The sequence below is a fragment of the Modicisalibacter coralii genome (genome assembly GCF_004117855.1).
GTDB lineage: Bacteria > Pseudomonadota > Gammaproteobacteria > Pseudomonadales > Halomonadaceae > Modicisalibacter > Modicisalibacter coralii.
The window spans coordinates 60,876-87,099 of sequence record NZ_QWBW01000024.1; the positions used below are offsets into that span (position 1 = coordinate 60,876).

Consider the following 26,224-nt stretch of genomic DNA (forward strand, 5'->3'; position numbering starts at 1 on the left):
CAACGAGGAAGCCGCCATGAAGGAGCGTGCCGTGGAGCGACAAGGCGAGGCGACGCCCATGCGCCGGCCTCTGCGCTGGCTGTGGCTGTCGGTGCTGGTGATCGCCCTCGATCTGGGCGCCAAGGCGCTGGCCAGCCAGCTGCTGGCCTATGGCGAGCCGCTGCGGCTGCTGCCGGTGTTCAACCTCACCCTGTTGCACAACCCCGGCGCGGCGTTCAGCTTCCTGGCGGGGCACGACGGCTGGCAGCGCTGGTTGTTCGCGCTGATCGCCGTCGGCGCCAGCGTCGGCCTGACGATCTGGCTGAGCCGCCTCAAGCGCGGCGAGACCTGGCTCGCCGCCTCGCTCGCGCTGATCATCGGCGGCGCGCTGGGCAATCTCTACGACCGGCTGATGCACGGCTATGTGGTGGACTTCCTGTCCTTCCACTGGGGCAGCTACTACTTCCCCGCCTTCAATCTGGCCGACACCGCGATTACGCTGGGGGCCCTGGGGCTGATCGTCGAATCCCTGCGCGACGCCCGGCGCGCCCGGTCGTGACCCAACAGCTATACGAGCCATCTATCATGAGCGAATACCGCATCGGCGAGGGGATGGAAGTCACCCTGCACTTCACCCTCAAACTCGAGGACGGCACGGTGGTCGATTCCACGCGCGACAAGCAGCCGGCGACCTTCCAGGTCGGCGACGGCAACCTGCCGCCCGGTTTCGAGCAGCCCATCGAGGGGCTGACGGCCGGCGACACGGGCAGCTACACCGTCACCCCCGAGCACGCCTTCGGTCAGCACAACCCGCAGAACGTGCAGTCGATCCCGCGTGACAGCTTCGAGAATATCGACGAGCTGGAGGAGGGGCTGGTGATGTCGTTCGCTGATGCGGCCGGCGGCGAGCTGCCGGGCGTGATCGCCGAGATCGGCGACAAGCGCGTCGAGGTCGACTTCAATCATCCGCTGGCGGGGCGTACCCTGACCTTCGAGGTGGAAGTGATCGACGTGCGTCCCGCGACCACGCACTGATTCATTCGCGCTGTTTCATTTCTTCACGATACACCGCGTATCAAGCGAGGCCTTTCATGCAGATCAAGCTGGCCAACCCCCGTGGCTTCTGCGCCGGCGTCGATCGCGCCATCGACATCGTCAACCGGGCGCTCGACGTGCTCGGGCCGCCCATCTACGTGCGTCACGAGGTGGTCCACAACCGTTACGTGGTCGAGACCCTGCGGGAGCGCGGCGCGATCTTCGTCGACGAGCTCCACGAGGTGCCCGACGATGCCACGGTGATCTTCTCCGCCCATGGCGTCTCGCGGGCCGTGCAGCAGGAGGCCGAGCGGCGCGGGCTCAAGGTGTTCGACGCCACCTGTCCGCTGGTCACCAAGGTGCACATGGAAGTGCTGCGTTATGCCAAGCGTGGCCAGGAGTGCATCCTGATCGGCCACGCCGGCCATCCCGAGGTGGAAGGCACCATGGGGCGTTACGACACCTCCCACGGCGGTGCCATCTATCTGGTCGAGGACGCCGACGACGTGGCCTCGCTGGAGGTCAAGGATCCCGAACGACTGGCCTTCGTCACCCAGACCACGCTGTCGATGGACGATACGGCACGGGTGATCGATGCCCTGCGCGCCAAGTTTCCCGCCATCGACGGGCCGCGCAAGGACGACATCTGCTACGCCACCCAGAACCGTCAGGACGCCGTGCGCGAACTGGCCGCCGCGTCCGATCTGGTGCTGGTGGTGGGCAGCGTCAACAGCTCCAACTCCAACCGCCTGCGCGAACTCGCCGAGCGCATGGGTACCCCGGCGCGGCTGATCGACGATGCCGGCCTGATCGACGAGGCCTGGCTCGACGGCATCGGGACCGTGGGTATCACCGCCGGCGCCAGCGCCCCCGAGGTACTGGTGGAAGGCGTGATCGCCCGGTTGCGCGAGCTGGGCGCCGAGGCGCCCGAGGAACTCGTCGGTCAGGAAGAGACGATCACCTTTTCCATGCCGCGGGAGCTGAGAGAACAGGTCATCGTCAGCGGGTAGGTTTCAACGCGGGATCGTTCTAGAGTCGGGCTTCGGCCCGACTTTTTTGTGAGACTTTCTCGCCGTTCTGTATCATAGTGTTTCAGGGGGACTGTTCCATGGTCGTGCCTATGCGCCGCTTCAAGCCCCGCCCTCTGAATATCGAGGGAGGCTTCACACTGATCGAGCTGCTCGTGACGATAGCTCTGATCGCTATCGTATCTGGCATCGCCGTGCCGAGTTTTTCGGGCTTGATACGTGAGAACCGCCTGTCGACCTCGACTGTCAATCTCAATACAGCCCTGCGCTTGGCCCGTAGCGAAGCGATCAAGAGAAACCAGCAGATAGTGCTGTGCGGAATCGATAAATGTGATGGTGATTTCAGTGCTGGCTGGCAGCTCACCACGGCAATCGCTAACGGCTCTACCCTGCATCAGTACCGTTTCGGCAGTGGCTCCGTCAGTGCCACGGGCGATGGCCCTATCATGTTCAATCCTCTTGGAGAGCTAGCGTCCGGTAGTGCGCAATGCATTGCAGTCAGTGGTAGTGGAATCAGTCAAGCGATTCAGGCCTTGCCCAGTGGCGGTATCCGATCAATAGGGGCCTGCCCATGAATGCTTCTCGCCAAGCGGGCGTATCGCTACTTGAGGTGCTGGTAGCGCTCCTTGTGTTGTCAATCGGTGTCCTGGGTGTCGTAGCCCTACAGACCAAGTCCATGGCCCTGGTACAAGAGGCATATTGGCGAGGGCAGGCTGTTGCCCTCGCCTACGACCTAGGGGACCGGCTACGTGCCAATCCGGATCAGATCGCAAGTTATGCGATCGGCATGGATGCAGGTGCTCCAGAAGGTGGAAGCTTGGCCAAGAGAGATCTTGCAGGTTGGCTTGATGACTTGGATACAGCGCTACCCAATGGGGATGGTAGTGTAGTCATTAAAAACGAGCAGGTGACAATTACGGTTCAATGGAACACTTCGCCACGGCTTAATGGCAATTTACAGTCTTTTGTGACGGAGGTGTATCCATGAGTTCGCTTCCATCAGCACCGCCAGAACGGCAACGGGGAGTGACCCTCGTCGAGCTGATGACTGCCTTGGTTTTGGGGCTTTTGATTACTGCGGGCATATATCAGTTGTTCAGTGCTTCACAAAGAACGCACCGTCTTGAGCAAGCAGTAGCCAGTGTGCAGGAAAATGGACGCTTTCTACTGAATGTGTTTCAGCGTGAACTTCGCCATGCCGGTTTTCCTCCTGCCTGCCAGGGCGAGGCTGGGGCAGAGGGGTCGTTGATTATCAATATGAGCTCTAGCCTAAAGAAAGATCTCTTCCCCAACGATCGCTTTGATTCCGTAATGGGCTGGCAAGACCGCTCTTCAAGCGGTGGTTATACTCAGCGTATCAGCCCCGGGGATTATCAGGCGGGAAATATCTTGTTGATCCACCATGCTGCGGATCCAGCCAATATCGCCTTGAGTGCTTCCATTGTGGCGGGGAAGCGTGATGTCGCGGTTGCGGGTGGAGAAAACTTAAGTAGTGGGGATCTTTTGGCTTTCGTCTTTCAAAATCGCTGCGAGGTGGCGGAAACGACGGAAGACGGCCGTTTCCGTGCGCCGCAAGGTTTTTCGTTTAGTTTTCCGCAGGATGCAACGTGGATCGGTGAACCAGTCGGCGACCTCTACTATGTCGGTTGGGATTCTCCCCGGCAGGAGTCTGCGTTACGCCGGTTGGATTTAGTCTCGGGAAAAAGCGAAACGCTGGTCAGTCCAGTCGTCGATATGCAGCTGCGCTATCTTGTGGATGGTCAGTATCAATCGACGCCCGGTGCGAGCCGCTGGGATGATGTCGCGGCGGTCAGGATCAGTCTGCTTGTGCGGTCGTCCGCTGGTCGTGTATTGGAAAGCCCGGCCCACGTCCAGGTAGGCGACATCGACTTTACGGCTCCACCTGGCGACCTGAGGCTTTATCGGGGTTTCACCTCGACGGTGGCTTTGCGCAACCGGTTGGTGGGGGAGCGATAATGCCAGTGCGTGTAATGGTGTTTTCAGCGAAGCGGTCTCAGCAAGGTATTGTGCTCATCGTCTCGCTAATTTTCTTGTTGATTTTGAGCCTTTTGGGGCTGTCGTCTATACAAAGTGCAACGTTGCAAGAAAATATGGTCGGCAACCAGCGTGATCACGACATGGCCTTCCAGGCGGCAGAAGCGACCTTGCGTTGGGCTGAAGGGCAGGCAAAAAAAGGTAACGGCATTCACGATGAAGCGTGGGCTCCAGGTAGCAAGGTCAATACCTATGCTTTAGGCGATAGCCGGTTGAGTAGCAATCCTCAGTACCATATTTGGCATCCGAGTGGCCTCGAAGGGCAAGCAGGGGAAGGCGATGATGATACTAATCCAAAGCCTATTTATCAGATTACTGCGATAGGCTATGGTGGCTCACCTAACAGTCAGGTTATTTTGCAAAGTTGGTATGTTCCTGATGAGTGAGATGTCGTTCATGAGTAAGGGGTAGCTAGTCATGCGCTTTCTGATAAGATTTTTTTTGTTATTGGGTTTTTCTTTAAATGCTGGCGCTACTGATTTGGCTACGACCCCGCTGTCTGTAGGCGTTCGTGTCGATCCTAACTTGATGTTCGTCATCGATGATTCAGGCTCAATGCGGTTTGAGGTGATGCCAGAGTCACATATAGTCGGTGATGCACGATTTATCTATCCGCGGTCGAGGGGTGTCTATGAATCAGGTCTTGGCGCGGGAGAATACTCGAATAACGTTCCCACCTTTGATGTGGACAATGTTTATAATTCATACAGTCGTTCTCCTCAGGCAAATGCCCTGTACTATAATCCGTCCGTTACTTACTTGCCCTGGGTCAAGGCAGATGGCAGCAGAATGGCGCCTGCGAATCCCAACAATGCCCCTCATAACCCTAGACGGGTCACTTTGGGGGGGCGAGACTTGACTGCGTGGACAACGCAGACGGCAGACCGTTGGCTAGCGTGCGACTCGGCAACCGCTGATGGCCCTTCTCAATGCTACTATCAGGTAGAGTGTGCTTTCTTGTTTTGTTCATATAGAACACATGAGTCCTTCTTTCCAGCGGTATACTATACTTACCTAGGGGGAGGGTACGGTGATACAAGAAATTATCGGCGCGTAGAAATTCGCCCGGCCAATGCACCTTTTAAAGGAGAGGGTCGTGCGAATCGTAGTGACTGTAGCAATGCTGGTGCCACTGAGCCAAGTTGCAGTTATTCAGAAGAGATCCAAAACTTTGCCAATTGGTATACGTACTACCGGTCACGGACATTAGCTGCTCGTGCAGGAATCGGTGAAGCCTTTTCGCAACTGGGTGAGTCAGTTCGAGTAGGTTTCGATACTCTCAATAGCAACGAGGATGTAAGCGAAGGAGAGGTGGTAGCCGGGGTCAGGGCGTTCAGTGGTGAAGGGCGGGAAAAATTCTTTGAACGACTCTATACACATGATGTGCCTGCGGATGGCACCCCTCTGCGCTTAGGCTTGCAGCGTAGTGGGAATTACTTTGCAAAGCAGAGTGAACCCTGGCGTGATGACCCCAGCTCCAAGCAGTCTACTGATTTCCAGTCATGTCGCGCCAATTATGCGCTACTAATGACCGATGGTTATTGGAGTGGTGGCAATCCTGACGAGATCGATAACTCAGATGGAGAGTCCGGCCCTGCAATAGAAGGACCCGGCGGGCAAGGCTATCGCTATCCAGCCAATGCACCCTATAGCGATGCTGTCAGTGCTACCCTGGCTGATGTTGCCATGTATTATTGGAAACACGATCTACGGGAAAAGCTGGCCAACAACGTGCCTGTCAATGGCCAGGATCCGGCCTTTTGGCAGCACATGAGTACATTCGGCATCGGCTTCGGCGTGGAGGGCAATATCAACCCCGAAAGCGCTTGGCAGGCGGTGGCCTCGGGGCAGGAAGTCAATTGGCCCAGCGCAGCCGATTTTAATAGTGGTGATACGAAAAGAGCTGATCGGGCACGCTTGGATGACCTCTTGCATGCCTCGGTTAACGGTCATGGTGGCTTTTTTAATGCTGGAGATCCCCAGTCCTTTGTTAAAGGACTGGATGATGTGCTCGGCACTATCGTTGCGCAAGATGAAGCTTCGGTGGTACCGGTTGCGGTCAATGGAGACTCCATTGATGAAAATAGTCGAATGTTTACTGCTGGGTTTCGTAGTACTGATTGGTCAGGGCGGTTTCAAGGGTATCAATTACTCCCTGGTGGTAAAAAAAAGCTATTATGGGATGCGGAGGCAATGTTGCGTAAGCAGTCGCCAAAAGAACGATTGCTGCTTACCTCGCAAGCGGGAGCGGGGGCGAAGTTGACTACCCAGAGTAGCGATTTGGATATCAATCAGATACGTTGGTTGAAGGGTGTGAACGTAGAGGGTCTGCGTGACCGAACCCCCGAGGGTCAAAAAGTTCCTAATCTACTCGGGGATATCGTTAATAGTGCTCCCTTCTTGCTTTCTCCGCCCCAAAATGATAGCCGGCCCGGCATGGTGTTTGTAGGCGCCAATGACGGGATGCTACATGGCTTTTCTGCGGATACTGGTAAAGAGCTATTCGCTTATCTTCCGAGTGAACTTGTGACCGCTCCTCCCGGTCAAGCTCCACCCATCGCATCGTTGATGCGGCCCAGTTATGTTCATCGATACTTCGTCGATGGGTCGGCTGTGGCACGTAACGTGAAGATAGGTGGTGGGCCACAGGCCGTGGTGGTCGGGACCATGGGAGGCGGGGGGCGAAGTGTTTTTGCGATCGATGTCAGTAATCCGGGTGATATTGGGCCAGAGGCTGTGCTTTGGGAGTTCTCTAGCCCTCATCTAGGCGAGGGCGTCACTCGCCCTGCCATCTCCCGGATCACTTATCAGGGGGAGCCGCGCTGGGTTGCACTGTTTGGGAATGGCTACAATAGCGTTTCCGGGCGGGCAAGCCTTTTCGTGGTAGACCTGCTAAGCGGAGATCTCATCAAACGCTTCGATACCAAAGCCGACAGGCCTCAGGACCCTAATGGCTTGGCACCACCTAGCGCGACCCGCTGGCCTGATTACAAGGAAGTCAGCACCTTTGCCTATGCCGGAGACCAACAGGGGAACATGTGGCGTTTTGATCTGACTGATTTGCACAGTAATCCTGTAAAATTGCTCCAAGGAAATCCCTCTCAGCCTATTACCGCGCCTCCTCAGCTGGAATTCAAGCCCGGCAACCCCAGTATTCTCATGGTGCTTTTTGGAACCGGGAGTTTTCAGTTTGTCGGCGACCGTAGTGATCGGAGTATACAGCGTCTTTACGGATTAGAAGATCGAGTAAGTGCGGGCTCGGAGCCAGTGGATGCTGTCAGTCCTAATCTGGTCAAGCAGTCCGTTACGATTAATGCTACCTTGAATGACCAAGCGGTCCGTGGCGTTTCCAATTATCCTGTAGCTGCCACTCAACGGGGCTGGTATCTGGAATTGCCGGAGGGAGAGCGCATGGTCTCTATGCCGTCACTGCCTACGGGTATTTACCATCAGCGTGCTTTGTTTTCGACATTGGTGCCACTCTTTGGGCAATGTTCTGCGGGTGTCAATGGCTATGTCTACAGCCTGCGTATTGATACCGGTGGCAGTGGGACACGAGCCTTTTTCGATGTTAATGGCGATGAAGAGATTGATACTGGTGACAATATCACGGATCAGGCCGGTAATGTTCAGGTGGTTGCGGGGTTGCAGCTCGGCAGCGGAGAGTCGCAGGTGACGGTTAATGATCCACAAAACGGTGAGGACGTGTTGGCCGGTACTGTTGGTGGTAATGGTGGCGGTACGCATACCAAGGCTTCGCCGGGTGCAACCGGGCGCCAGTCTTGGCGACAGATATTCAACTAATAGAAGAGGCCGCGTGAACAGGATGAGCCAGTCTTACAGTGCTAGGCAACAAGGTTTTTCTTTAATAGAGTTGATGATCGTGGTTGCAATAGTCGCGATTCTGGCGGCGATCGCTTATCCTAGCTATCAAAGGCACGTCACAGATACGTGGCGGGGGCGTGCCGTGGCCTGCCTGGCGGAATTGGCCCAGGGGATGGAGCGTCGTTATACCTCGAACATGTCTTATTTGGTGTCAGGTAACAAGCAGCCTCTGCCGTCCAATCAGTGTGTTTCCGAGCTGTCCAATGAAAACCGCTATGATGTGAAGTTTTCTGATAAGCAGCCGCAGTCTCAGACGTTTATTATTGAAGCAATACCCAAGGGGGCTCAGGCACCAGATAAGGAGTGTGGCAAGTTGTCGATCGACCAAACTGGGCAGCGGTACATCGCGGGTACCGGCAATGTCGATGACTGTTTCTAGTTGTCACATTGCGCGCTGCCGCCCAAGCGAAGCCTACCGGTGTTGCTCATGACCAAGGCGGCTGATTCGCCGCTTTTATCGCAAAGATTGAATGTGCCATTGTATCCTCTTGGCCACCCCGAGGCGGCTATGCGGAGCCAGCGGTAATTGTTTCTGAATTTCACATTCGATACGGCTCCTTCCGGCATGACCTTTAAAATCTTGGTGCTTGCGGAAATATGGTCGCCATCGAACGGGCCTTGTATGACGAGTAACGGAGCAGACCAGTTCCCGGTGCATCTCTTCTGGTCTGGACTTGGGCACAAGGAAATGGTGGTTTCTCGGGTGACGGCTGTATTCCGGGCCAAGGCCACTGCTGTTCTGAGCCGAGCAATATCCGAGGCAATCGCATTTCGGGCAACTAGCCTTTCAAAGGCAGGAACTGCCCAGCTCAGTGTTATAAGCAATACCGCCAATGTAACAATGAGTTCTATCAGTGTGAAGCCAGGTTGTTGGTTGACTCTCATGTCGCCCTGCCTTCGTGTGCGTTGGGGCTAAGTCAACTATGACAATATCTATTGTTTTCTAAATTTCTGTAAGAAAAAGCGGATATTCACGTGAGAGATTTCCTCATCATCGGCGGCGGCGTCATCGGCATGATGACGGCGCTGCAACTGGCCGATGCCGGCCATGACGTGACCGTGCTCGAACGTGGCCAGTGCGGCGGCGAGGCTTCCTGGGCCGGCGGCGGTATCGTCTCGCCGCTCTACCCGTGGCGCTACAGCCGGCCGATCTCGGCGCTGTCGCGCTACTCGGAGGGCTTCTATCCCGAACTGGCCCTGCGACTGCTGGAGGAGACCGGCATCGATCCGGAGTATCGCCAGAAGGGGCTGCTCTACCTGCGCGTCGACGACGAGGCGCGGGCGATCGCCTGGGCGCGCGAGATGGGCAAGCCGCTCGAGCGAGTGAACGGCGAGTTCATCTATCGCAAGGAGCCGCAGGCGGCGCCGGGCTTCGAACAGGCATTGTGGATGCCGACCCTGGGCAGTATCCGCAATCCGCGCCTGGTCAAGGCGCTGCGTGCCCGATTGGCGGCGATGCCGCGGGTCTCGCTGGAAGAGGGCGCGGGGGTCGAGCGGCTGTTGATCGAGCGGGAGCGTGTCGTGGGCGCGCAGACCGCGCGTGGGCGTTTTCACGCCGAGCGGGTGATCGTCTGCGGGGGGGCCTGGAGTGCCGGTCTGCTGAGGTCGGTGGGCGTCGCGCTGCCGGTACGCCCGGTGAAGGGGCAGATGATTCTGTTCAAGGCGCCGGCGGGGCTGGTCGAACGGGTGGTGCTGCTCGACGGGCGCTACGTGATTCCGCGCGGCGACGGCCGGGTCCTGGCCGGCTCGACACTGGAAGAGGTCGAGTTCGACAAGACCCCGACCCGTGAGGCGCGCGAGTCGCTGTGGCAGAGCGCCACGCGGATCGTGCCGGGGCTCGCCGACTGCCCGGTGGAGCACCACTGGGCGGGGCTGCGTCCCGGCTCACCGGACGGTGTGCCGCGGATCGGTGCGGTGCCGGGCATCGAGGGGCTCCACGTCAACGCCGGTCATTACCGCAACGGCCTGGTGCTGGCGCCGGCGTCGACCCGTCTGCTGGTGGACGAGCTGTTGGGCAGGGAGCCGATCGTCGACCCGGCTCCCTACGCCTTGCCGGGCGTCGACGGCGAAGGGTGATCGCCCGTCCGGGGAGGGTCGCTCGGGCCGGAGGCGGCTCAGCCCTTGGGCTGCTGCTCCTCGAGGAAGCGCGAGTGATGGCCCTCGCAGCAGAACCACAGGGCGTCGCGGCGTACGGCGTCCTGTTCGGGCAGGTGCACCCGGCAGTAGGCGCAGCGCACCATGCGGCCATCGTCGATGGCCTCGGGGCGCGAGTCGTTGTCCTGGGCGAGCTTCCATTCCCGGTACATCCGGTAGAGCTTGAGGCCGGCCCAGAACAGTACCGCGAAGATGATCAGGCGTATGAGCAAGAGGTTCATCCCGAGTGGTCTCCCCTACTGGATGGGCCGGCGCTTTGCAGGCGGCGATCCATGCGGGACAATGAGGTGATGGGGGTAGTGTAAAGGCAGCGCGTTGCCTCGCCAATCGAGCCCCGTGATTTCCGGACCCAGGCCGCGCCGGGAAGGCAGTCAGGCTGCCGGGGCGGCCGCAGACAATTCGAGGAACGACCCAGCCATGCAAGACCTGACCCTGGTAATGGCCCAACTCGACCCGCTGGTGGGCGACATTCCCGGCAACGCGGATCGCGCCATCGAGGCGGTGCGCGAGGCACGCATCGAGCACAAGGCGGATGTCGTCGTCTTTCCCGAGCTGTTCCTGACCGGCTACCCGCCCGAGGATCTGCTGTTCCGCGAGTCGATGGAGCTGCGCCTCGAGGCGGCCCGCACGCGCATGGCCGAGAAGGTGGCCCGCGACGTGATGGTGATCATCGGTTACCCGGGGCATCGCGAGGGCGGTCACTTCAACCTTGCCGGGGTGCTCTACAACGGCGAATGGCTGGGTGAATACGCCAAGCAGGCGCTGCCCAACTACCTGGTCTTCGACGAACGCCGCTACTTCACCCCCGGCGATGCCCCGCTGGTGATCGAGCATCGTGGCCTCAAGCTGGGTGTGCTGGTCTGCGAGGACCTGTGGGACGGCGCGCCGGTCATCCAGGCCCGCGATGCCGGCGCCGACATGCTGGTCACCCTCAACGCCTCGCCCTACCACCAGAACAAGCCCGCCGAGCGGCTCGAGCTGTTCGCCCGGCGGGCCCGCGAGGCCCGGCGTCCGGTGGTCTACGTCAACCAGATCGGCGGTCAGGACGAGCTGGTCTTCGACGGCGGCTCGCTGGTGGTGGATGGCGACGGCGAGCTGCAGGTCCGTGCCCCGCACTGGCAGGCCGGGCTGATGCCGGTGCGCTTTCTGGCCGACGGGGCGCACTGGGTGCCCGAGCGCGGCGAGATCGAACCGCTCCCCGAGGTCGAGGACAGCCTCTACTGTGCTCTGGTCAGCGGGCTGCGCGATTACGTCAACAAGAGTGGCTTCCAGGGCGTGGTGCTGGGGCTCTCGGGTGGGATCGACTCGGCGCTGTCGCTGGCGATCGCCGTCGATGCCCTGGGCCCCGACCGCGTCCAGGCGGTGATGATGCCCTATCACTATACCGCCGAGATCTCCCGCGAGGATGCCGCCGAACAGGCGCGCCTGCTCGGCGTGCATTACGAGGTGCTGCCCATCGTGTCGATGGTCGAGGCGGCCAACGAGACCCTGGCGCAGAGTTTTGCCGGCGCCCCGCAGGACACTACCGAGGAGAACCTGCAGTCGCGCTGTCGCGGCGTGCTGCTGATGGCGATCTCCAACAAGAAGGGGCTGATGGTGCTGACCACCGGCAACAAGAGCGAGATGGCGGTGGGCTACGCCACGCTCTACGGCGACATGGTCGGTGGCTACAACGCCCTCAAGGACGTCTACAAGACCTGGGTCTATCGCCTCGCCCGGTGGCGTAACGCCCAGGGGCCGGTGATCCCCGAGCGGGTGATCACTCGGCCGCCGTCCGCCGAGCTGGCGCCGGACCAGCAGGACAGCGATTCGCTGCCCGGCTACGACGTGCTGGATGCGATCCTCGAGCGCTATATCGAGGGCGACATGAGCGCCGAGTCGATCATCGACGCCGGCTTCTCCCGCGAGGACGTCTACAAGGTGGTCAAGCTGGTCGACCGCAACGAATACAAGCGCCGCCAGGCCCCGGTCGGGGTGCGCGTGACCACGCGGGGCTTCGGTCGCGACCGGCGTTACCCGATCGTCAACGGCTGGCAGCCCGGGGAATGACCCCGGCTTCGCCGGGGCCATAAGCTGTAAGAGCGGCGCTACGCGCCTGGAAGCTGGAAGAATCGCCATCTGCCAAGACAGCGCGGTGGTTGGTGTTTCTTCCAGCTCATCGCTTATCGCTTACGGCTACCCGAAGGGGCGTTACAGCGTCAGCGGCTTGGCGTCGACGTACCGGGGCTCGAAGGTCTTGCCGTCGAGACGGGCGTTGTCGGGATCGTTCTCGACCAGCGTCTCGAGCACCTCATGGGCCCGGTCGCGCATGTTCAGGCCCAGGTACCCCTCGACCATCACCGCCAGGGCATCGCGGGTCGCCTGGGCGCGCGGGTAGTGCTCCAGGACCCACTTGCCGCGATCGACGGCGGCGACGTAGGCCCCCTTGCGCAGGTAGAAGTCGGCGACCTGCAGTTCGTGGCGGGCCAGCACGTTGCGCAGATAGATGACCCGCTGGCGGGCGTCCGCGGCGTAGGGGCTCCCGGGGAAGCGGCGGGCGAGTTCGCTGAAATCGACGTAGGCGTCGCGCGAGGCGCCCAGGTCGCGCTTGGAGATGTCGATCAGCTCGAGTCCCTCGAGACTGAAACGACCGGCCTCGTAGGCGGCCAGGCCGCGCAGGTAGTAGGCATAGTCGACCTGCGGATGATCGGGATGCAGGCGGATGAAGCGGCTCGCGGCGGCGCGCGCGGCTTCCCAGTTCTCGGTCTTGTAGTAAGCGTAGATCAGCTCGAGCTGGGCCTGCTCGGCGTAGCGGCCGAACGGGTAGCGAGTGTCCAGCGCCTCGAGCTGCTTGATGGCGGCGTTGTAGCGTCCGGCATCGAGCGATGATTGGGCCTGCTGGTAGAGTTGCTGCTCCTGAAGGTCGGGTGCCACCTCGTTGCTGGCACAGCCGGCCAGCAGGGTGGCGGCCAGGGCCAGGGCGGCAAGGGTGGAAACGCGCATCATCGTCCTCGTGTCGGGCAATCGTCTAAGGCCGTGGTAGAATCGGCCCAAATCGGGGCGCAAGTAAAGGGCTCCACTATAAAGCACACCCGACCGGCGGGGACAGGCCCCGGGGTCAAAACCCCCCTCCGTATCCAACAGGCACTTCGCACGCTATGTCAGAGACGCTGCACCGTGACGCGCGTATTCCCGAGACGATGGCCGGGTTGCGCCTCGATCAGGCCGCCGCCGAGTTGCTGGCGGATTACTCCCGGGAACGACTCAAGACCTGGATCAAGGACGGCGCGCTGACCGTCGACGGGGCCCGGGCCAAGCCCAAGGACAAGGTGTTCGGCGGCGAACGCCTGGTACTCGACGCGGTGCTGGAAGACGAGGTGCGCTGGACGCCGCAGGCCATCGAACTCGACATCGTCCACGAGGACGACGCCGTGCTGGTCCTCGACAAGCCGGCCGGGCTGGTGGTGCACCCTGCCGCCGGCAATCCCGACGGCACGCTGCTCAATGCCCTGCTGCATCACTGCCCCGGACTGGCGGCGATTCCCCGGGCGGGGATCGTTCACCGTCTCGACAAGGACACCACCGGGCTGATGGTGGTGGCCAAGACCTTGGCGGCGCAGACCGCGCTGGTCGAGCAGTTGCAGGCGCGCACGGTGTCGCGGGAGTACGACGCGGTGGTGACCGGCGTGCCGATCGCCGGTGGCACCGTCGACGAGCCCATCGGCCGTCACCCACGGGATCGCAAGCGCCAGGCGGTGAACGCCTCGGGCAAGCCCGCCGTCACCCATTATCGGGTGGTCGAGCGTTTCCGGGGGCATGCCCATGTCCGTTGCCGCCTGGAAACCGGGCGCACCCACCAGATCCGCGTCCACATGGCCTATCGGCGCTACCCGCTGATCGGCGACGCGCTCTATGGCGGGCGGCTCAAGCTGCCGGCCGGTGCCGGCGATGACCTCAAGGATCTGCTGCGCCACTTCCCGCGCCAGGCGCTGCACGCCCGCAAGCTGGCCTTCGTCCATCCCGCCAGCGGCGAGACGCTGACCCTGCGCGCGCCGTTGCCGGATGACATGATGGTGCTGCTGGACGGCCTGCGCGCCGACAACGAGGAGCGCACATGAGCGAACAGCCCACGCTGCTGCTGCCGGACTGGCCGGCGCCGCCCACCGTCGGCGCCTTCGTCACCACCCGCGAGACCGGCCCCAGCCAGGGGGCCTACGCCGCCTTCAACCCGGCGTTGCACGTCGGTGACGATCCCGCGACGGTGCGTCGCTGCCGGGCGCTGCTCGCCGAGCAGGTCGGCGATGCCCGGCCGCTGCTGTGGCTCGAACAGATCCATGGAGCCACGGTGATCCAGGCGTTTCGGGAGACCTACCTCGACACGCCGCCGCAGGCGGACGCCGCCATTGCCACGGACATGGGCCACGCCTGCGTGATCCTGACCGCCGACTGCCTGCCGGTGTTCTTCTGTGATCGTCGTGGAACGCGGGTGGGGCTGGCGCATGCCGGCTGGCGCAGTCTCGCCGGCGGCGTGCTCGAAGCCAGCGTGGCGGCACTCAATACCCCGCCCTCGGAACTCATGGCCTGGCTGGGGCCGGCGATCTCCAATGCCCAGTTCGAGGTCGGTCGCGAGGTCTACGATGCCTTCGTCGCCTTCCAGTCCGAGGCCGACAGTGCCTTCGAGCCCAGCCCTTATCGCCTCGGCCACTACATGGCCGATCTCTACAAGCTCGCCCGGCTGCGTCTCGAGCGCCTGGGTGTCTCGCATGTCAGTGGTGGCCATTTCTGCACCGCCTGCGAAGGGCGCTTCTATTCGCACCGCCGCGACGACGGCGTGACCGGCCGCATGGCCAGCATGATCTGGCTGCGCTGAGTGCTTGTCCTGGCCGCGTCGCGAGACGGGGCGTCACGTGCCGAACTTGAGAAACAGCATGAGTCCCAGCGTCAGCGCGGCGCCAACGAGTTGTGTCACCATCAGTGGTTTGTCCAGCGGCTTGATCACTGGCGCGAGCAATGCCGGATCAAACAGGTATTCCCGGCGCTTGAGTCGCTCGAACCAGTGCGGCGTTAATACCGCGTGCATGTAAAGCCATATGCGCCCGCCCAAGAGGTCGAAAGCCGCGGGCGGTACTCCAGCCCTCGTCAGTTGCCGGTCATAACGGCGCACGGTGTAAATTCGATAGATCAGATGAAGCACGGCGATCAGTAGCCAGTTGCCGCCTATCACCAGAGCCAGTATCACTTGTTGTCGAGTCATCAGTGCCATCCGGGGTCTTGGTGCCCTTGGCGGCATTGATACCGCAGCACCGCCGCGGTATCAGCATGCTCTCCGGGTCAGCCCTTTTCATGAATGGAATTTGTCTGCGGCAGTCTGTCGCAGCGAATTTTTCATGCGAAACGCTTGAAAAGAGCAAGCATACCTCCATTGATAGTGTCAACGTGAATCACGGGAAACATGGCGCGTCCGATCGCGTCAGACCCCAATGGAGGATTTCGATGCGTATCGATCGCATGACCAGCAAGCTGCAGAATGCCCTGGCCGAGGCGCAATCCCTGGCCGTGGGCCGCAGTCACAATCAACTCGACCCCGGCCATGTGCTGACCGCGCTGCTCGATGCCCGCGACAGCGGCCTCAAGGGCCTGGTGCAGAAGGCTGGCGGCGACGTCGCCAAGCTGCGCGACGGATTGAGCCAGTACCTCGACGGCCTGCCCAGCGTCGGCCAGTTCGACGGCAACGTGAGCATGAGCCAGGATCTGGCACGGCTGTTCAACCTCGCCGATCGCGAGGCCCAGGCGCGTGGCGATCAGTACATCGCCAGCGAGCTGGTGCTGCTCGCCGCGCTGGAGATGAACCAGTCGATCACCAAGGTGTTGACCCAGGCCGGGCTCAGCCGCAAGTCGCTGGTCGCGGCCATCGACAGTCTGCGCGGCGGTCAGGCGGTGGACGACGCCGGCGCCGAGGAGAACCGCGAGGCGCTCGACAAGTACACGCTCGATCTCACCGCGCGCGCCACCGAGGGCAAGCTCGACCCGGTGATCGGACGCGACGACGAGATCCGCCGCACCATCCAGGTGCTGCAGCGGCGCACCAAGAACAACCCGGTGCTGATCGGCGAACCCGGGGTGGGCAAGACGGCGATCGTCGAGGGCCTGGCCCAGCGGATCATCAACGGCGAGGTGCCGGAAGGGCTCAAGGACAAGCGCGTGCTGTCGCTCGACATGGGCGCGCTGCTTGCCGGCGCCAAGTTCCGCGGTGAGTTCGAGGAGCGCTTGAAGGCGGTGCTCAACGAACTGGCCAAGGAAGAGGGCCGGGTGATTCTGTTCATCGACGAGCTGCACACCATGGTCGGCGCCGGCAAGGCCGAGGGCTCCATGGACGCCGGCAACATGCTCAAGCCCGCCCTGGCGCGCGGCGAGCTGCACTGCGTGGGGGCGACGACCCTCGACGAGTACCGCAAGTACATCGAGAAGGACGCCGCGCTCGAGCGGCGCTTCCAGAAGGTGCTGGTCGACGAGCCCAGCGAGGAGGACACCGTCGCCATCCTGCGCGGGCTCAAGGAGCGCTACGAGGTCCACCACGGCGTCGACATCACCGATGGCGCGATCATCGCCGCGGCCAAGCTCTCGCAGCGTTACATCACCGACCGTCAGCTGCCCGACAAGGCGATCGACCTGATCGACGAGGCGGCGTCGCGGATCCGCATGGAGCTCGACTCCAAGCCCGAGGAGATGGACCGTCTCGATCGCCGCCTGATCCAGCTCAAGATGGAGCCAGTTCAAGGCCGAGCTCGAGCAGGCGCGTATCGACCTCGAGGCGGCACGCCGCCAGGGCGACCTGGGACGCATGTCCGAGCTGCAGTACGGGGTCATCCCGTCGCTGGAGAAGAAGATCGCCGAATCCAGCGAGGCCGAGGGCGATACCTCGACCCATCAGTTGCTGCGCTCCAACGTCACCGAGGAGGAGATCGCCGAGGTGGTGTCACGCTGGACCGGCATCCCGGTCTCCAAGATGCTCGAGGGGGAGCGCGACAAGCTGCTGCGCATGGAAGAGGCGCTCCACGAGCGGGTGATCGGCCAGGACGAAGCGGTCAAGGCGGTCGCCGATGCCGTGCGCCGTTCGCGGGCCGGGCTTGCCGATCCCAACCGGCCCAACGGCTCCTTCCTGTTCCTCGGCCCGACCGGGGTGGGCAAGACCGAGCTGTGCAAGTCGCTGGCCAATTTCCTCTTCGACACCGAGGAGGCGATGGTGCGCATCGACATGTCCGAGTTCATGGAGAAGCACTCCGTGGCCCGGCTGATCGGCGCGCCTCCCGGCTATGTCGGCTACGAGGAGGGCGGCTACCTGACCGAAGCGGTGCGTCGCCGGCCCTATTCGGTGCTGCTGCTCGACGAGGTGGAGAAGGCCCATCCGGATGTCTTCAACATCCTGCTGCAGGTGCTCGAGGACGGGCGGCTGACCGATGGTCAGGGGCGCACCGTGGACTTCCGCAACACGGTCATCGTGATGACCTCCAACATGGGCTCCGACCTGATCCAGCGTCTGGCCGGCGAGGGCGAGGAGGCCTATGCGCGGATGAAGGACGCGGTCATGGAGGTCGTCGGCCAGCAGTTCCGGCCGGAACTGATCAACCGCATCGACGAGGTGGTGGTCTTCCATCCGCTCGATCAGGAGCAGATCCAGCAGATTGCCGCCATTCAGCTCCAGCGGTTGCGTCAGCGGCTGGCCGAGCGCGACATGGCCCTGGAGGTCTCCGACGATGCCATGGCCCAACTGGCGGTGGTCGGCTTCGACCCGGTGTTCGGCGCTCGCCCCCTCAAACGGGCGATCCAGAGCCGGCTCGAGAACCCGCTGGCCCAGGAGCTGCTGTCGGGACGCTTCGCCCCCGGCGACACCATCCGGGTCACCGCCGAAGACGGCCACCTGGCGTTCGCCAAGCAGTAAGCCGATTCGTCGGCCTCCGGGACCGATGCTGTAAAAGACGAGCCCGCCTCCAGGGAGGCGGGCTCTTTGCATGCCGAAAGCCGCGGGTCAGGATCTCGCGGCCCCGACCGGGCGGGCGCTGTCGCCGTGTGACGCCGCCGTGGTACGAGTCAGGCGACGTTGCAGCGCTTCCAGCGAGACGCCCTTGGTCTCGGGCATCAGGAACACCACGAACAGCACCTGCAGGACCATCATCACCGCGAAGAAGGCGAACACCGGCCCACCGCTGAAGTGGCCCAGCACCGTGGGCATCAGCAGGGTGATGGTCGCCGCGCAGATCCAGTGCACCGAGCTGCCGAAGGACTGGCCGCGGGCGCGCACGTGGTTGGGGAAGATCTCCGAGATGAAGACCCAGATGATCGCGCCCTGGCTGATGGCGTGGGCGGCGATGAACAGGCACAGCAGCAACGGCACGTCGAGCCCGCCCAGGTCATTGACGAAGAAGGCGCGCGAGATCAGCACCAGCGAGACGATGTAGCCCACCGAGCCGATGTAGAGCAGGGTGCGCCGACCCAGGCGGTCGATCAGCGCCATGCCGAGCATGGTGAACAGCAGATTGATCACGCCGATGCCCACGGTCGACAGCAGGGCGACGCTGCTGCCCAGTTGGGCTTCCTCGAGCACGCGAGGGGCGTAGTAGATGATGAAGTTGATCCCCGAGAGCTGATTGAAGAAGGCGATCAAGAAGGCCAGCAGGATCGGCAGGCGGTAGCGCGCGGAGAAGAAAGGCGCATGGGCCTGCTGCTCGCTGTCCTCGGCGGCGCGGATCTCGGCGATCTGGGCGTCGACGTCGGCGCGCGGGTCGAGCTGGCGCAGGACCGCGGCGGCGCCCTGCACGTCGCCGCGCTTGAGGATCAGCCAGCGCGGGCTCTTCGGCACGCGGAACACCATCAGGGTATAGAGCAGGGCGGGGACCGCCTCGACACCGAGCATCCAGCGCCAGGCCTGGGCGTCGACCAGCACGCCGATCGCGTAGTTGGAGACGAACGCCATCAGGATGCCGAACACCACGTTGAACTGATACAGGCCCACCAGCAGACCGCGACGTTCGCTCGGCGCGATCTCGGCGATGTAGGTGGGGGCCGCCACCGAGGAGACGCCGACGCCGATGCCGCCGATCAGGCGGAAGAACGAGAACCAGTAAGGGTCGGTGGCGAGCGCCGATCCCACCGCCGAGACCAGATAGAGGGCCCCGATCAGCAACAGGGTGGCACGCCGGCCCAGCCGGTCGGTGGGCCAGTTGCCGCTGATGGCGCCGATCACCGTGCCCCACAGGGCCATCGACATGATCAGCAGGCCGTGCTGCAGGTCGCTCAGCCCCCACAGGGTCTGAATGGGCTTGTCGGCGCCGGAAATGACCGCGGTGTCGAAGCCGAACAGAAAGCCGGCCAGCGCCACCGTGACCGACCACTGGACGATACGGGACATTGTTGTATTCCTCCTTCGGGCCAGTGCCAAGGGACGGGCTCCGCGAAAGTGAATCGATTCAGCCTGGAGAGAAAATGCCCACCGGCATCTTCGCTGGCTGTCGGAGTTGAACGGGCTGGGTGAATCGTGTCAGCCGGCCTATTACAGCAAGCAACGGCGGGATACGCGAATTTTCGTCGTTAGACTTTGGTCTCCCAGGGGCCGGTACGACACGGTCTCCCGCCCGATCGTGGGGCGGGCCGATACGCTTCATGACGGTCGGCGCGGTTGACACACTTACCCGGCTATTGGAATCTTGACCGTTCCTGATTGTGGGCGTGGCTCCCGCGGGCAATCCCCCATCGCCGCGCGAAGGGTAGGCGTCATCGCCTCTACCCGCCCGTAAGGACTTCCGGGCACAGGCTAACCGCCTGGCCTGGCCCAACCCCCGACGCGGCGATCCGTCGCGATGTAGAGTGCAGGCCCCATCCGGGCCGAAGAACGCCAGGGTTTGGCATCAGGTGCCGGCAGCGGCCGGCAGCGGCATACCGCCGCACTCGATTTTCGCGACCCTTGCCAGGGTGGCGAGATGGCACTCGAGACCTCTAGGGGAGAAACACAGTGGAATTGCTTTCCGGCGCCGATATGATCGCCCGCTTCCTGCAGGATGAGGGCGTCGAATACATCTATGGCTACCCGGGTGGCGCAGCGCTGCACATCTACGATGCGCTGTTCCGCCAGGATGCCGTCAAACACATCCTCGTTCGCCACGAACAGGCCGCGACCCACGCCGCCGACGGTTATGCGCGAGCTTCCGGCAAGCCCGGCACGGTATTGGTGACCTCGGGCCCCGGCGCCACCAACACCGTCACCGGCATCGCCACCGCCTACATGGATTCGATTCCCATGGTAGTGCTGTGCGGTCAGGTCGCCAGTCACCTGATCGGCGAGGATGCCTTCCAGGAAACCGACATCGTCGGCGTGACCCGGCCGGTCGTGAAGCACAGCTTCTCGATCCGTCACCCGTCGGAGATTCCGACGGTCCTCAAGAAGGCCTACTACCTGGCGTCCACCGGACGACCGGGCCCGGTGGTGGTGGACATTCCCAAGGACATGACCTCGCCCACCGAACGCTACGAGTACGTCTATCCGAAGAAGGTCAAGCTGCGCTCCTACAATCCGGTGACGCGCGGCCATACCGGGCAGATCAAGAAGGCCGTGGAGCTGATGCTGAAAGCGCGGCGCCCGGTGTTCTACACCGGTGGCGGGGTGGTCACCGGCGATGCCAGCGAGGCGCTGACCGACCTGGTGCGGCGCTTGGGTTATCCGATCACCACCACCTTGATGGGGATCGGCGCCTACCCGCAGAGCGACCGCCAGTCGCTGGGCTGGCTGGGCATGCACGGCAGCTACGAGTCGAACATGGCCATGCACCATGCCGACCTGATCATCGCCATCGGTGCGCGTTTCGACGACCGGGTGACCAACAACACCTCGAAGTTCTGCCCCACGGCGAAGATCGTCCACGTCGACATCGATCCCAGCTCGATCTCCAAGACCGTGCGTGCCGACATCCCCATCGTCGGCCCCGCGGCGAGCGTGATCAGCGAGATGATCAGCCTGGTGCAGGGCCGCGAGCCGGCCAACCCCGAGGCGCTCGACGAGTGGTGGCAGCGCATCGACGGCTGGCGCGGGGAGCGCCACGGCAAGCTCTACGAGCGAGCCGCGCCGGGCGAGCTGCTCAAGCCCCAGCAGGTGATCGAGTCGATCTGCGAGTTCACCCGCGGCGAGGCGTTCATCACCACCGACGTCGGCCAGCACCAGATGTTCGCCGCGCAGTACTACAAGTTCGACAAGCCCAACCGCTTCATCACCTCGGGCGGGCTCGGGACCATGGGCTTCGGCTTTCCGGCGGCGATGGGCATCAAGCAGAGCTACCCGGACGACGACGTGGTCTGCATCACCGGCGAGGGCAGCTTCCAGATGATGATGCAGGAACTGTCCACCTGTAAGCAGTACGGGATCGGCGTGAAGATCGTCAATCTCAACAACCAGTCGCTGGGCATGGTGCGCCAGTGGCAGGATCTCAACTACAAGTCGCGCCATGCGCACTCCTACATGGAGTCGCTACCCGACTTCCAGCAGCTGATCGGCGCCTACGGCTTCACCGCGATCCGCGTGGAACGCGAGGAAGACCTGGTACCGGCGCTCGAGCGGGCGTTCGCCGACAAGGATGAACTGGTGTTCCTGGACATCTACGTCGACCCGCGCGAGCACGTCTATCCGATGCATGTGCCCTTGGGCTCCATGCGTGACATGCTGCTTTCGAAGACGGAGCGGACCTGATGCGCCATATCATCTCGATCCTCATGGAAAACGAACCCGGCGCCCTGTCCCGCGTGGTGGGGTTGTTCTCGCAACGCAACTTCAACATCGAGTCGTTGAACGTGGCGCCGACCGAGGATGCCACCCTGTCGCGGTTGACCGTGACCACGGTGGGCGACGACCGGGTCATCGAGCAGATCACCAAGCACCTCAACAAGCTGGTCGACGTGGTCAAGCTGGTCGATCTGACCGAGGGCAACCACATCGAGCGCGAGCTGATGCTGGTCAAGGTCAAGGCCCTGGGCGCGCAGCGCGACGAGGTCAAGCGCACCGCGGACATCTTCCGCGCGCAGGTCGTCGACGTCACGCCGAGCGTCTACACCGTGCAGATCACCGGCGATGCCGGCAAGCTGGATGCCTTCCTGCAGGCGATGGCGCCGATCGGCATTCTCGAGGTCGCGCGAACCGGCGTCTCGGGGATCTCCCGCGGCGACAAGATTCTCAGCCTTTGAGCGTCAGTGTTCGCTGTTCTCGAGCCGCCCTTCGGGGCGGCTTTTTCGTGCCGGCTCGTCGGGAACCTGGGCCCAGAGTGCGCGAACCAGCGGGTTGCGCAGCTTCTTGTCGAGCACGCACAGGCCGACGTCGTAGGGGGCCAGTCGCGGCGTCACCTCGAGGATGCGCACGCGGTCGGCCAGCGGGCTGTTGTCGAGGACGATGCGGGGCACCACGCCGACGCCAAAGCCCAGCCCCACCATGCTGACGATCGCTTCGTTGCCGGCGACCTGGGCGTAGATGGTCGGCTTGAGCCCGAAGCGGCGAAACCAGGCGTCGGTGCGTTCGCGGGCCAGGCCCGATTCGGACAGGATCATCGGCGTGCGTGCCCACGTCTCGCGGTCCGGCGGGTCGCCGACCGCGGGCAGCCAGCCGGCGGCCTCGCTGGGGGCAATGAACACCAGCGGCGAGGTGGCGATCGGCTTGAAGGCCAACTGGGCGGGCAGCGCCTCGGGGCGGGCGGTGATCGCCATGTCCTCGTCGCCGCCCAGCACCCGGGCGATGGCGTCGGCCGGATCGCCGGTATGCAGCTTGATCTCGATGCGCGGGTGGCGAAGACGAAACTCGCTGAGCAGCTCGTAGAGGAAGCTGTAGCTGGCGGTCACCGAGCAGTAGATGCTTAGCTCGCCGGTCAACTCGCCGCTCTCCTCCATCAGGGTCTGGCGCAACAGCGCCCACTGCTCGAGCGTGTCGCGCGCGTAGCGCTGAAACAACCGGCCGGCATGCGTGAGTGCTACGCTGCGGTTGTCGCGTTCGAACAGCGCCACGCCCAGGCTCGCCTCCAGTTGCTGGATGGTTCGGCTGAGCGTCGACGGGCTGACATGACAGGCATCGCTGGCGCGGCCGAAATGCAGGGTCTCGGCGAGGGCCAGGAAATGGTGTAGCGGTCGCAGGTCCATGAGCGCATTGCAGTAAGTGAATTGAAACGTTGCAAATATAGCGTTTTACGCAATGCATTGCCTGTCGTATCGTGAGCGCCAGACACGACACAGGATGTCGCCGCGCTCCGGCCCCGTGGGGCTAGCCGCGGCGCTCCGACCACGCCGCGCTAGACGGCGGGCCATCAACGCTGACGCATTCATCCTCGAGACACGATCATCACGGAGTTCACCATGCGCGTTTATTACGACAAGGATTGCGACCTTTCGCTGATCCAGGCCAAGAAGGTTGCCATCGTCGGCTACGGCTCTCAGGGCCATGCCCATGCCAACAACCTCAAGGAATCCGGCGTCGAGGTCACCGTCGCGCTGCGTGCCGGTTCGTCGTCGGCCAAGAAGGCAGAAGAGGCCGGCCTCAAGGTCGCCAGCGTCGCCGATGCCAGCCGCGAAGCCGACGTCGTCATGGTCCTCGCCCCCGACGAGAACCAGAAGGCCATCTACGAAAGCGAGATCGCGCCCAACCTCAAGCAGGGAGCGACACTGGCCTTCGCGCACGGCTTCAACATCCACTACAACCAGATCGTGCCGCGCAGTGATCTCGACGTGATCATGATCGCGCCCAAGGCGCCGGGCCACACCGTGCGCTCCGAGTTCACGCGCGGTGGCGGCATCCCCGACCTGATCGCCGTCGAACAGAACGCCTCCGGTCAGGCCAAGGAGATCGCCCTGTCCTACGCGGCGGCGATCGGCGGTGGCCGTACCGGCATCATCGAGACCACCTTCCGCGACGAGACCGAAACCGACCTGTTCGGTGAGCAGACCGTGCTCTGCGGCGGTGCCGTCGAGCTGGTCAAGGCCGGTTTCGAGACGCTGACCGAAGCGGGTTACGCCCCGGAAATGGCCTACTTCGAGTGCCTGCACGAGCTCAAGCTGATCGTCGACCTGATGTATGAAGGCGGCATCGCCAACATGAACTACTCGATCTCCAACAACGCCGAGTATGGCGAGTACGTCACCGGCCCCGAGGTGATCAACGACGAATCCCGGGCGGCGATGCGCAATGCCCTCAAGCGCATCCAGACCGGCGAATACGCCAAGATGTTCATCCAGGAAGGCAACACCAACTACCCGTCGATGCATGCCAAGCGTCGCCTCAATGCCGAGCATCCCATCGAGCAGGTCGGCGAGAAGCTGCGCGCGATGATGCCGTGGATCGCCGCCAATCAGTTGGTCGACAAGAGCAAGAACTGACGCGTCGAGGATGTTTCAGCGACAGCCGAGGGCGCGGAGGGATCCGCGCCCTCGGTGTTTTTTGGGTGGCGTACCGGTGCGGTCGCCGCCTATCGTTACTGACAGCAGGGTGTAGAATGCGCTCTCATGCCTGAATCCGGCAATGGAACGAGATTTATGACCCAAGACCCTCATCGGGAACCCGCCGAGCATTCCACGACCTCCGAATTCAGCGAATTCGCCCGCGACACCGATGTCGTCGAGGAAACCGTCGAGAACGGCAAGAAGGTCCGTCGACGTGGCATCTACCTGTTGCCCAACCTGTTCACCACCTCGGCCCTGTTCTCGGGCTTCTTCGCCGTGGTCGCGGCGATCAACGGCGACTTTGCCGCGGCGGCCATCGCTGTCTTCGTGTCGATGGTGCTCGATGGCCTGGACGGTCGCGTGGCACGACTGACCAACACCCAGAGTGCCTTCGGTGCCGAGTACGATAGCCTCGCCGACATGCTCTCGTTCGGGGTGGCGCCGGCTGTGGTCGCCTTTACCTGGATCCTCCAGGATGTCGGCAAGATCGGCTGGATCGCCGCCTTCGTCTACGTCGCCTGCGCCGCGTTGCGGCTGGCGCGCTTCAACGTGCAGCTGGGCTCCACCGACAAGAATTGGTTCATCGGTCTGCCCAGCCCGTCGGCAGCGGCGCTGGTGGCCGGCTGTGTCTGGGTCTTCCACAACTTCAGCATCGAGGCCTACGCCTTCAAGTTGCTGATGACCTTCGTCGTGGCCGCCGCCGGGGTGCTGATGGTCAGCAACATCCGCTATTACAGCTTCAAGGAGATCGATCTCAAGGGACCCGTGCCTTTCGTCGCCCTGCTGGCGATCGTGCTGGGCTTCGTGGTGATCTCGCTGGAACCCTCGGTGATGCTGCTCACGCTGTTCGGCTGCTACGTGGCGTCCGGGCCGATCATGGGGGCCAAGCGCAAGCTCAAGGGGCAGCCGGCGCCCGACAAGGCCTCGGAGCAGGATGCTGCTGCGAGCGACGAGGATCCCGCCTGATCCGTCGCGGCAATGACTTCAAGTGATTCATCCCACGCCCGCCTCGCGCGGGCGTCTTGTTATCCACAAGGGGTTGGCGGGCGGCGGTCGTGACCGGGTGTGGATAAGCCGTCTCGGGCGGTCGTGAAATTTTTCTCGGGCGAGGGCTTGTCAGGGCCGAATGTGAGGCGTAAAGTACGCATCCGCTGCCGACGACGGGACACGTCACCGGCGGTGACGGGAGAAGCAAGTAGCTGTTTCTTCGAGGGTTTTAGAGAGCGGCGGTGAACAAATCGCTTGCCGGATCGCCTCGAAGGCTGTAGACTTCGCTCCCACGATTCGCCGGCCTTTCGGGGTCAGCGGTCAAGCGCGGCCGAGATCGATTGCGGATCTCGCCCGGTGTTCGGCACCGGCCGCCGAGGCTTGACAGCGCAGCGCGAATCGGTAGAATACGCCTCTCTCGCGGCGAGGCGCCTTCGGGCAAACGACGCGATGCTCTTTAACAAGTCGATCAGGTAATTCATGTGGGCGCTTGGCCACGATACGGTGACACTGTCACATGATATCAAGGCAAGCGACTCGTCAAGAGACGTTTGAACCTTGAGCCAGGTTTGGTCCGCCTAACGGACCATCAGACTTTCAACTGAAGAGTTTGATCATGGCTCAGATTGAACGCTGGCGGCAGGCTTAACACATGCAAGTCGAGCGGT

General features: G+C 62.5%; 23 protein-coding genes, 1 rRNA gene and 1 pseudogene. 19 read left to right on the forward strand and 6 right to left on the reverse strand.

Annotated elements, in window-relative coordinates; genetic code table 11:
• The first annotated feature begins 16 nt into the window (after positions 1-16).
• The 9 genes from lspA (at position 17) to D0901_RS21290 (ending at position 8,361) form a co-directional block, all read left to right on the forward strand.
• On the forward strand, positions 17-538 hold the full coding sequence (gene lspA, locus D0901_RS13940; RefSeq protein ID WP_224419850.1) for a signal peptidase II: 522 nt from the start codon (positions 17-19) through the stop codon (positions 536-538).
• 26 nt (positions 539-564) lie between these two features.
• Positions 565-1,014: an FKBP-type peptidyl-prolyl cis-trans isomerase gene (fkpB, locus tag D0901_RS13945; RefSeq protein WP_129140911.1), complete on the forward strand. Its 450-nt coding sequence runs from the start codon at positions 565-567 to the stop codon at positions 1,012-1,014.
• A 56-nt stretch (positions 1,015-1,070) separates the two neighbouring features.
• Positions 1,071-2,024 (forward strand): 4-hydroxy-3-methylbut-2-enyl diphosphate reductase, encoded by a 954-nt coding sequence (ispH, locus tag D0901_RS13950; RefSeq protein WP_129140912.1) that lies wholly within the window; start codon positions 1,071-1,073, stop codon positions 2,022-2,024.
• 98 nt (positions 2,025-2,122) lie between these two features.
• Positions 2,123-2,617: a GspH/FimT family pseudopilin gene (locus D0901_RS13955; RefSeq protein WP_129140913.1), complete on the forward strand. Its 495-nt coding sequence runs from the start codon at positions 2,123-2,125 to the stop codon at positions 2,615-2,617.
• Positions 2,614-3,030 (forward strand): type IV pilus modification protein PilV, encoded by a 417-nt coding sequence (gene pilV / locus D0901_RS13960; protein WP_129140914.1) that lies wholly within the window; start codon positions 2,614-2,616, stop codon positions 3,028-3,030. Before D0901_RS13955 ends, pilV begins: the two co-directional genes overlap by 4 nt.
• Positions 3,027-4,019, forward strand: coding sequence for a PilW family protein (locus tag D0901_RS13965; protein ID WP_129140934.1), 993 nt, complete (start codon positions 3,027-3,029; stop codon positions 4,017-4,019). The genes pilV and D0901_RS13965 overlap by 4 nt, the downstream gene beginning before the upstream one ends.
• Positions 4,019-4,483 (forward strand): pilus assembly PilX family protein, encoded by a 465-nt coding sequence (locus D0901_RS13970; RefSeq protein ID WP_129140915.1) that lies wholly within the window; start codon positions 4,019-4,021, stop codon positions 4,481-4,483. Before D0901_RS13965 ends, D0901_RS13970 begins: the two co-directional genes overlap by 1 nt.
• Before the next feature lie 31 nt (positions 4,484-4,514).
• Positions 4,515-7,901, forward strand: a complete 3,387-nt coding sequence (locus tag D0901_RS13975; protein ID WP_129140916.1) for a pilus assembly protein — start codon at positions 4,515-4,517, stop codon at positions 7,899-7,901.
• A 22-nt stretch (positions 7,902-7,923) separates the two neighbouring features.
• Positions 7,924-8,361, forward strand: coding sequence for a type IV pilin protein (locus D0901_RS21290; RefSeq protein ID WP_129140935.1), 438 nt, complete (start codon positions 7,924-7,926; stop codon positions 8,359-8,361).
• Here the strand turns inward: D0901_RS21290 and D0901_RS13985 are convergent.
• On the reverse strand, positions 8,358-8,867 hold the full coding sequence (locus D0901_RS13985) for a GspH/FimT family pseudopilin (RefSeq protein WP_129140917.1): 510 nt from the start codon (positions 8,865-8,867) through the stop codon (positions 8,358-8,360). The two genes, D0901_RS21290 and D0901_RS13985, sit on opposite strands and share 4 nt — an antisense overlap.
• Before the next feature lie 90 nt (positions 8,868-8,957).
• Here D0901_RS13985 and thiO point away from each other — a divergent pair, with 90 nt between their 5' ends.
• Complete coding sequence (thiO, locus tag D0901_RS13990; RefSeq protein ID WP_129140918.1) at positions 8,958-10,058, forward strand: glycine oxidase ThiO; 1,101 nt, start codon at positions 8,958-8,960, stop codon at positions 10,056-10,058.
• A 38-nt stretch (positions 10,059-10,096) separates the two neighbouring features.
• Here thiO and D0901_RS13995 read toward each other — a convergent pair whose 3' ends face one another.
• Entirely contained in the window at positions 10,097-10,357 is a 261-nt protein-coding gene (locus D0901_RS13995) for a PP0621 family protein (RefSeq protein ID WP_129140919.1), read from the reverse strand.
• A gap of 196 nt (positions 10,358-10,553) precedes the next feature.
• On the opposite strand from D0901_RS13995, the gene D0901_RS14000 reads away from it, so the two are divergent.
• Positions 10,554-12,185, forward strand: coding sequence for an NAD+ synthase (locus D0901_RS14000; protein ID WP_129140920.1), 1,632 nt, complete (start codon positions 10,554-10,556; stop codon positions 12,183-12,185).
• 141 nt (positions 12,186-12,326) lie between these two features.
• On the opposite strand, the gene D0901_RS14005 is transcribed toward D0901_RS14000, so the two are convergent.
• The gene (locus D0901_RS14005) at positions 12,327-13,118 is read right to left on the reverse strand and encodes an outer membrane protein assembly factor BamD (protein WP_129140921.1); all 792 of its coding nucleotides are present in this window, start codon (positions 13,116-13,118) and stop codon (positions 12,327-12,329) included.
• Positions 13,119-13,273: 155 nt separating this feature from the next.
• Here D0901_RS14005 and rluD point away from each other — a divergent pair, with 155 nt between their 5' ends.
• Together rluD and pgeF are read left to right on the forward strand one after the other, a co-directional pair.
• On the forward strand, positions 13,274-14,233 hold the full coding sequence (gene rluD, locus D0901_RS14010) for a 23S rRNA pseudouridine(1911/1915/1917) synthase RluD (protein ID WP_129140922.1): 960 nt from the start codon (positions 13,274-13,276) through the stop codon (positions 14,231-14,233).
• Positions 14,230-14,985 (forward strand): peptidoglycan editing factor PgeF, encoded by a 756-nt coding sequence (gene pgeF / locus D0901_RS14015; protein WP_129140923.1) that lies wholly within the window; start codon positions 14,230-14,232, stop codon positions 14,983-14,985. Before rluD ends, pgeF begins: the two co-directional genes overlap by 4 nt.
• Before the next feature lie 33 nt (positions 14,986-15,018).
• Here pgeF and D0901_RS14020 read toward each other — a convergent pair whose 3' ends face one another.
• On the reverse strand, positions 15,019-15,378 hold the full coding sequence (locus D0901_RS14020; RefSeq protein WP_129140924.1) for a hypothetical protein: 360 nt from the start codon (positions 15,376-15,378) through the stop codon (positions 15,019-15,021).
• A gap of 230 nt (positions 15,379-15,608) precedes the next feature.
• Between D0901_RS14020 and D0901_RS14025 the strand changes: the two are divergent.
• Positions 15,609-18,054, forward strand: a pseudogene (locus tag D0901_RS14025) (AAA family ATPase).
• A gap of 87 nt (positions 18,055-18,141) precedes the next feature.
• Here the strand turns inward: D0901_RS14025 and D0901_RS14030 are convergent.
• The gene (locus D0901_RS14030) at positions 18,142-19,521 is read right to left on the reverse strand and encodes a sugar porter family MFS transporter (protein ID WP_129140925.1); all 1,380 of its coding nucleotides are present in this window, start codon (positions 19,519-19,521) and stop codon (positions 18,142-18,144) included.
• Positions 19,522-20,121: 600 nt separating this feature from the next.
• On the opposite strand from D0901_RS14030, the gene D0901_RS14035 reads away from it, so the two are divergent.
• Together D0901_RS14035 and ilvN are read left to right on the forward strand one after the other, a co-directional pair.
• Positions 20,122-21,846 (forward strand): acetolactate synthase 3 large subunit, encoded by a 1,725-nt coding sequence (locus tag D0901_RS14035; protein WP_129140926.1) that lies wholly within the window; start codon positions 20,122-20,124, stop codon positions 21,844-21,846.
• A complete protein-coding gene (gene ilvN / locus D0901_RS14040) occupies positions 21,846-22,337 on the forward strand; it encodes an acetolactate synthase small subunit (RefSeq protein ID WP_129140927.1) in 492 nt (163 codons plus the stop codon). Before D0901_RS14035 ends, ilvN begins: the two co-directional genes overlap by 1 nt.
• A gap of 3 nt (positions 22,338-22,340) precedes the next feature.
• Here ilvN and ilvY read toward each other — a convergent pair whose 3' ends face one another.
• Complete coding sequence (gene ilvY / locus D0901_RS14045; RefSeq protein WP_129140928.1) at positions 22,341-23,276, reverse strand: HTH-type transcriptional activator IlvY; 936 nt, start codon at positions 23,274-23,276, stop codon at positions 22,341-22,343.
• A gap of 213 nt (positions 23,277-23,489) precedes the next feature.
• On the opposite strand from ilvY, the gene ilvC reads away from it, so the two are divergent.
• The 3 genes from ilvC to D0901_RS14060 form a co-directional block, all read left to right on the forward strand.
• Complete coding sequence (gene ilvC / locus D0901_RS14050) at positions 23,490-24,506, forward strand: ketol-acid reductoisomerase (protein WP_129140929.1); 1,017 nt, start codon at positions 23,490-23,492, stop codon at positions 24,504-24,506.
• A gap of 156 nt (positions 24,507-24,662) precedes the next feature.
• Complete coding sequence (gene pssA / locus D0901_RS14055; protein ID WP_129140930.1) at positions 24,663-25,535, forward strand: CDP-diacylglycerol--serine O-phosphatidyltransferase; 873 nt, start codon at positions 24,663-24,665, stop codon at positions 25,533-25,535.
• A 619-nt stretch (positions 25,536-26,154) separates the two neighbouring features.
• A 16S ribosomal RNA gene (locus tag D0901_RS14060) occupies positions 26,155-26,224 on the forward strand; the annotation flags it as partial.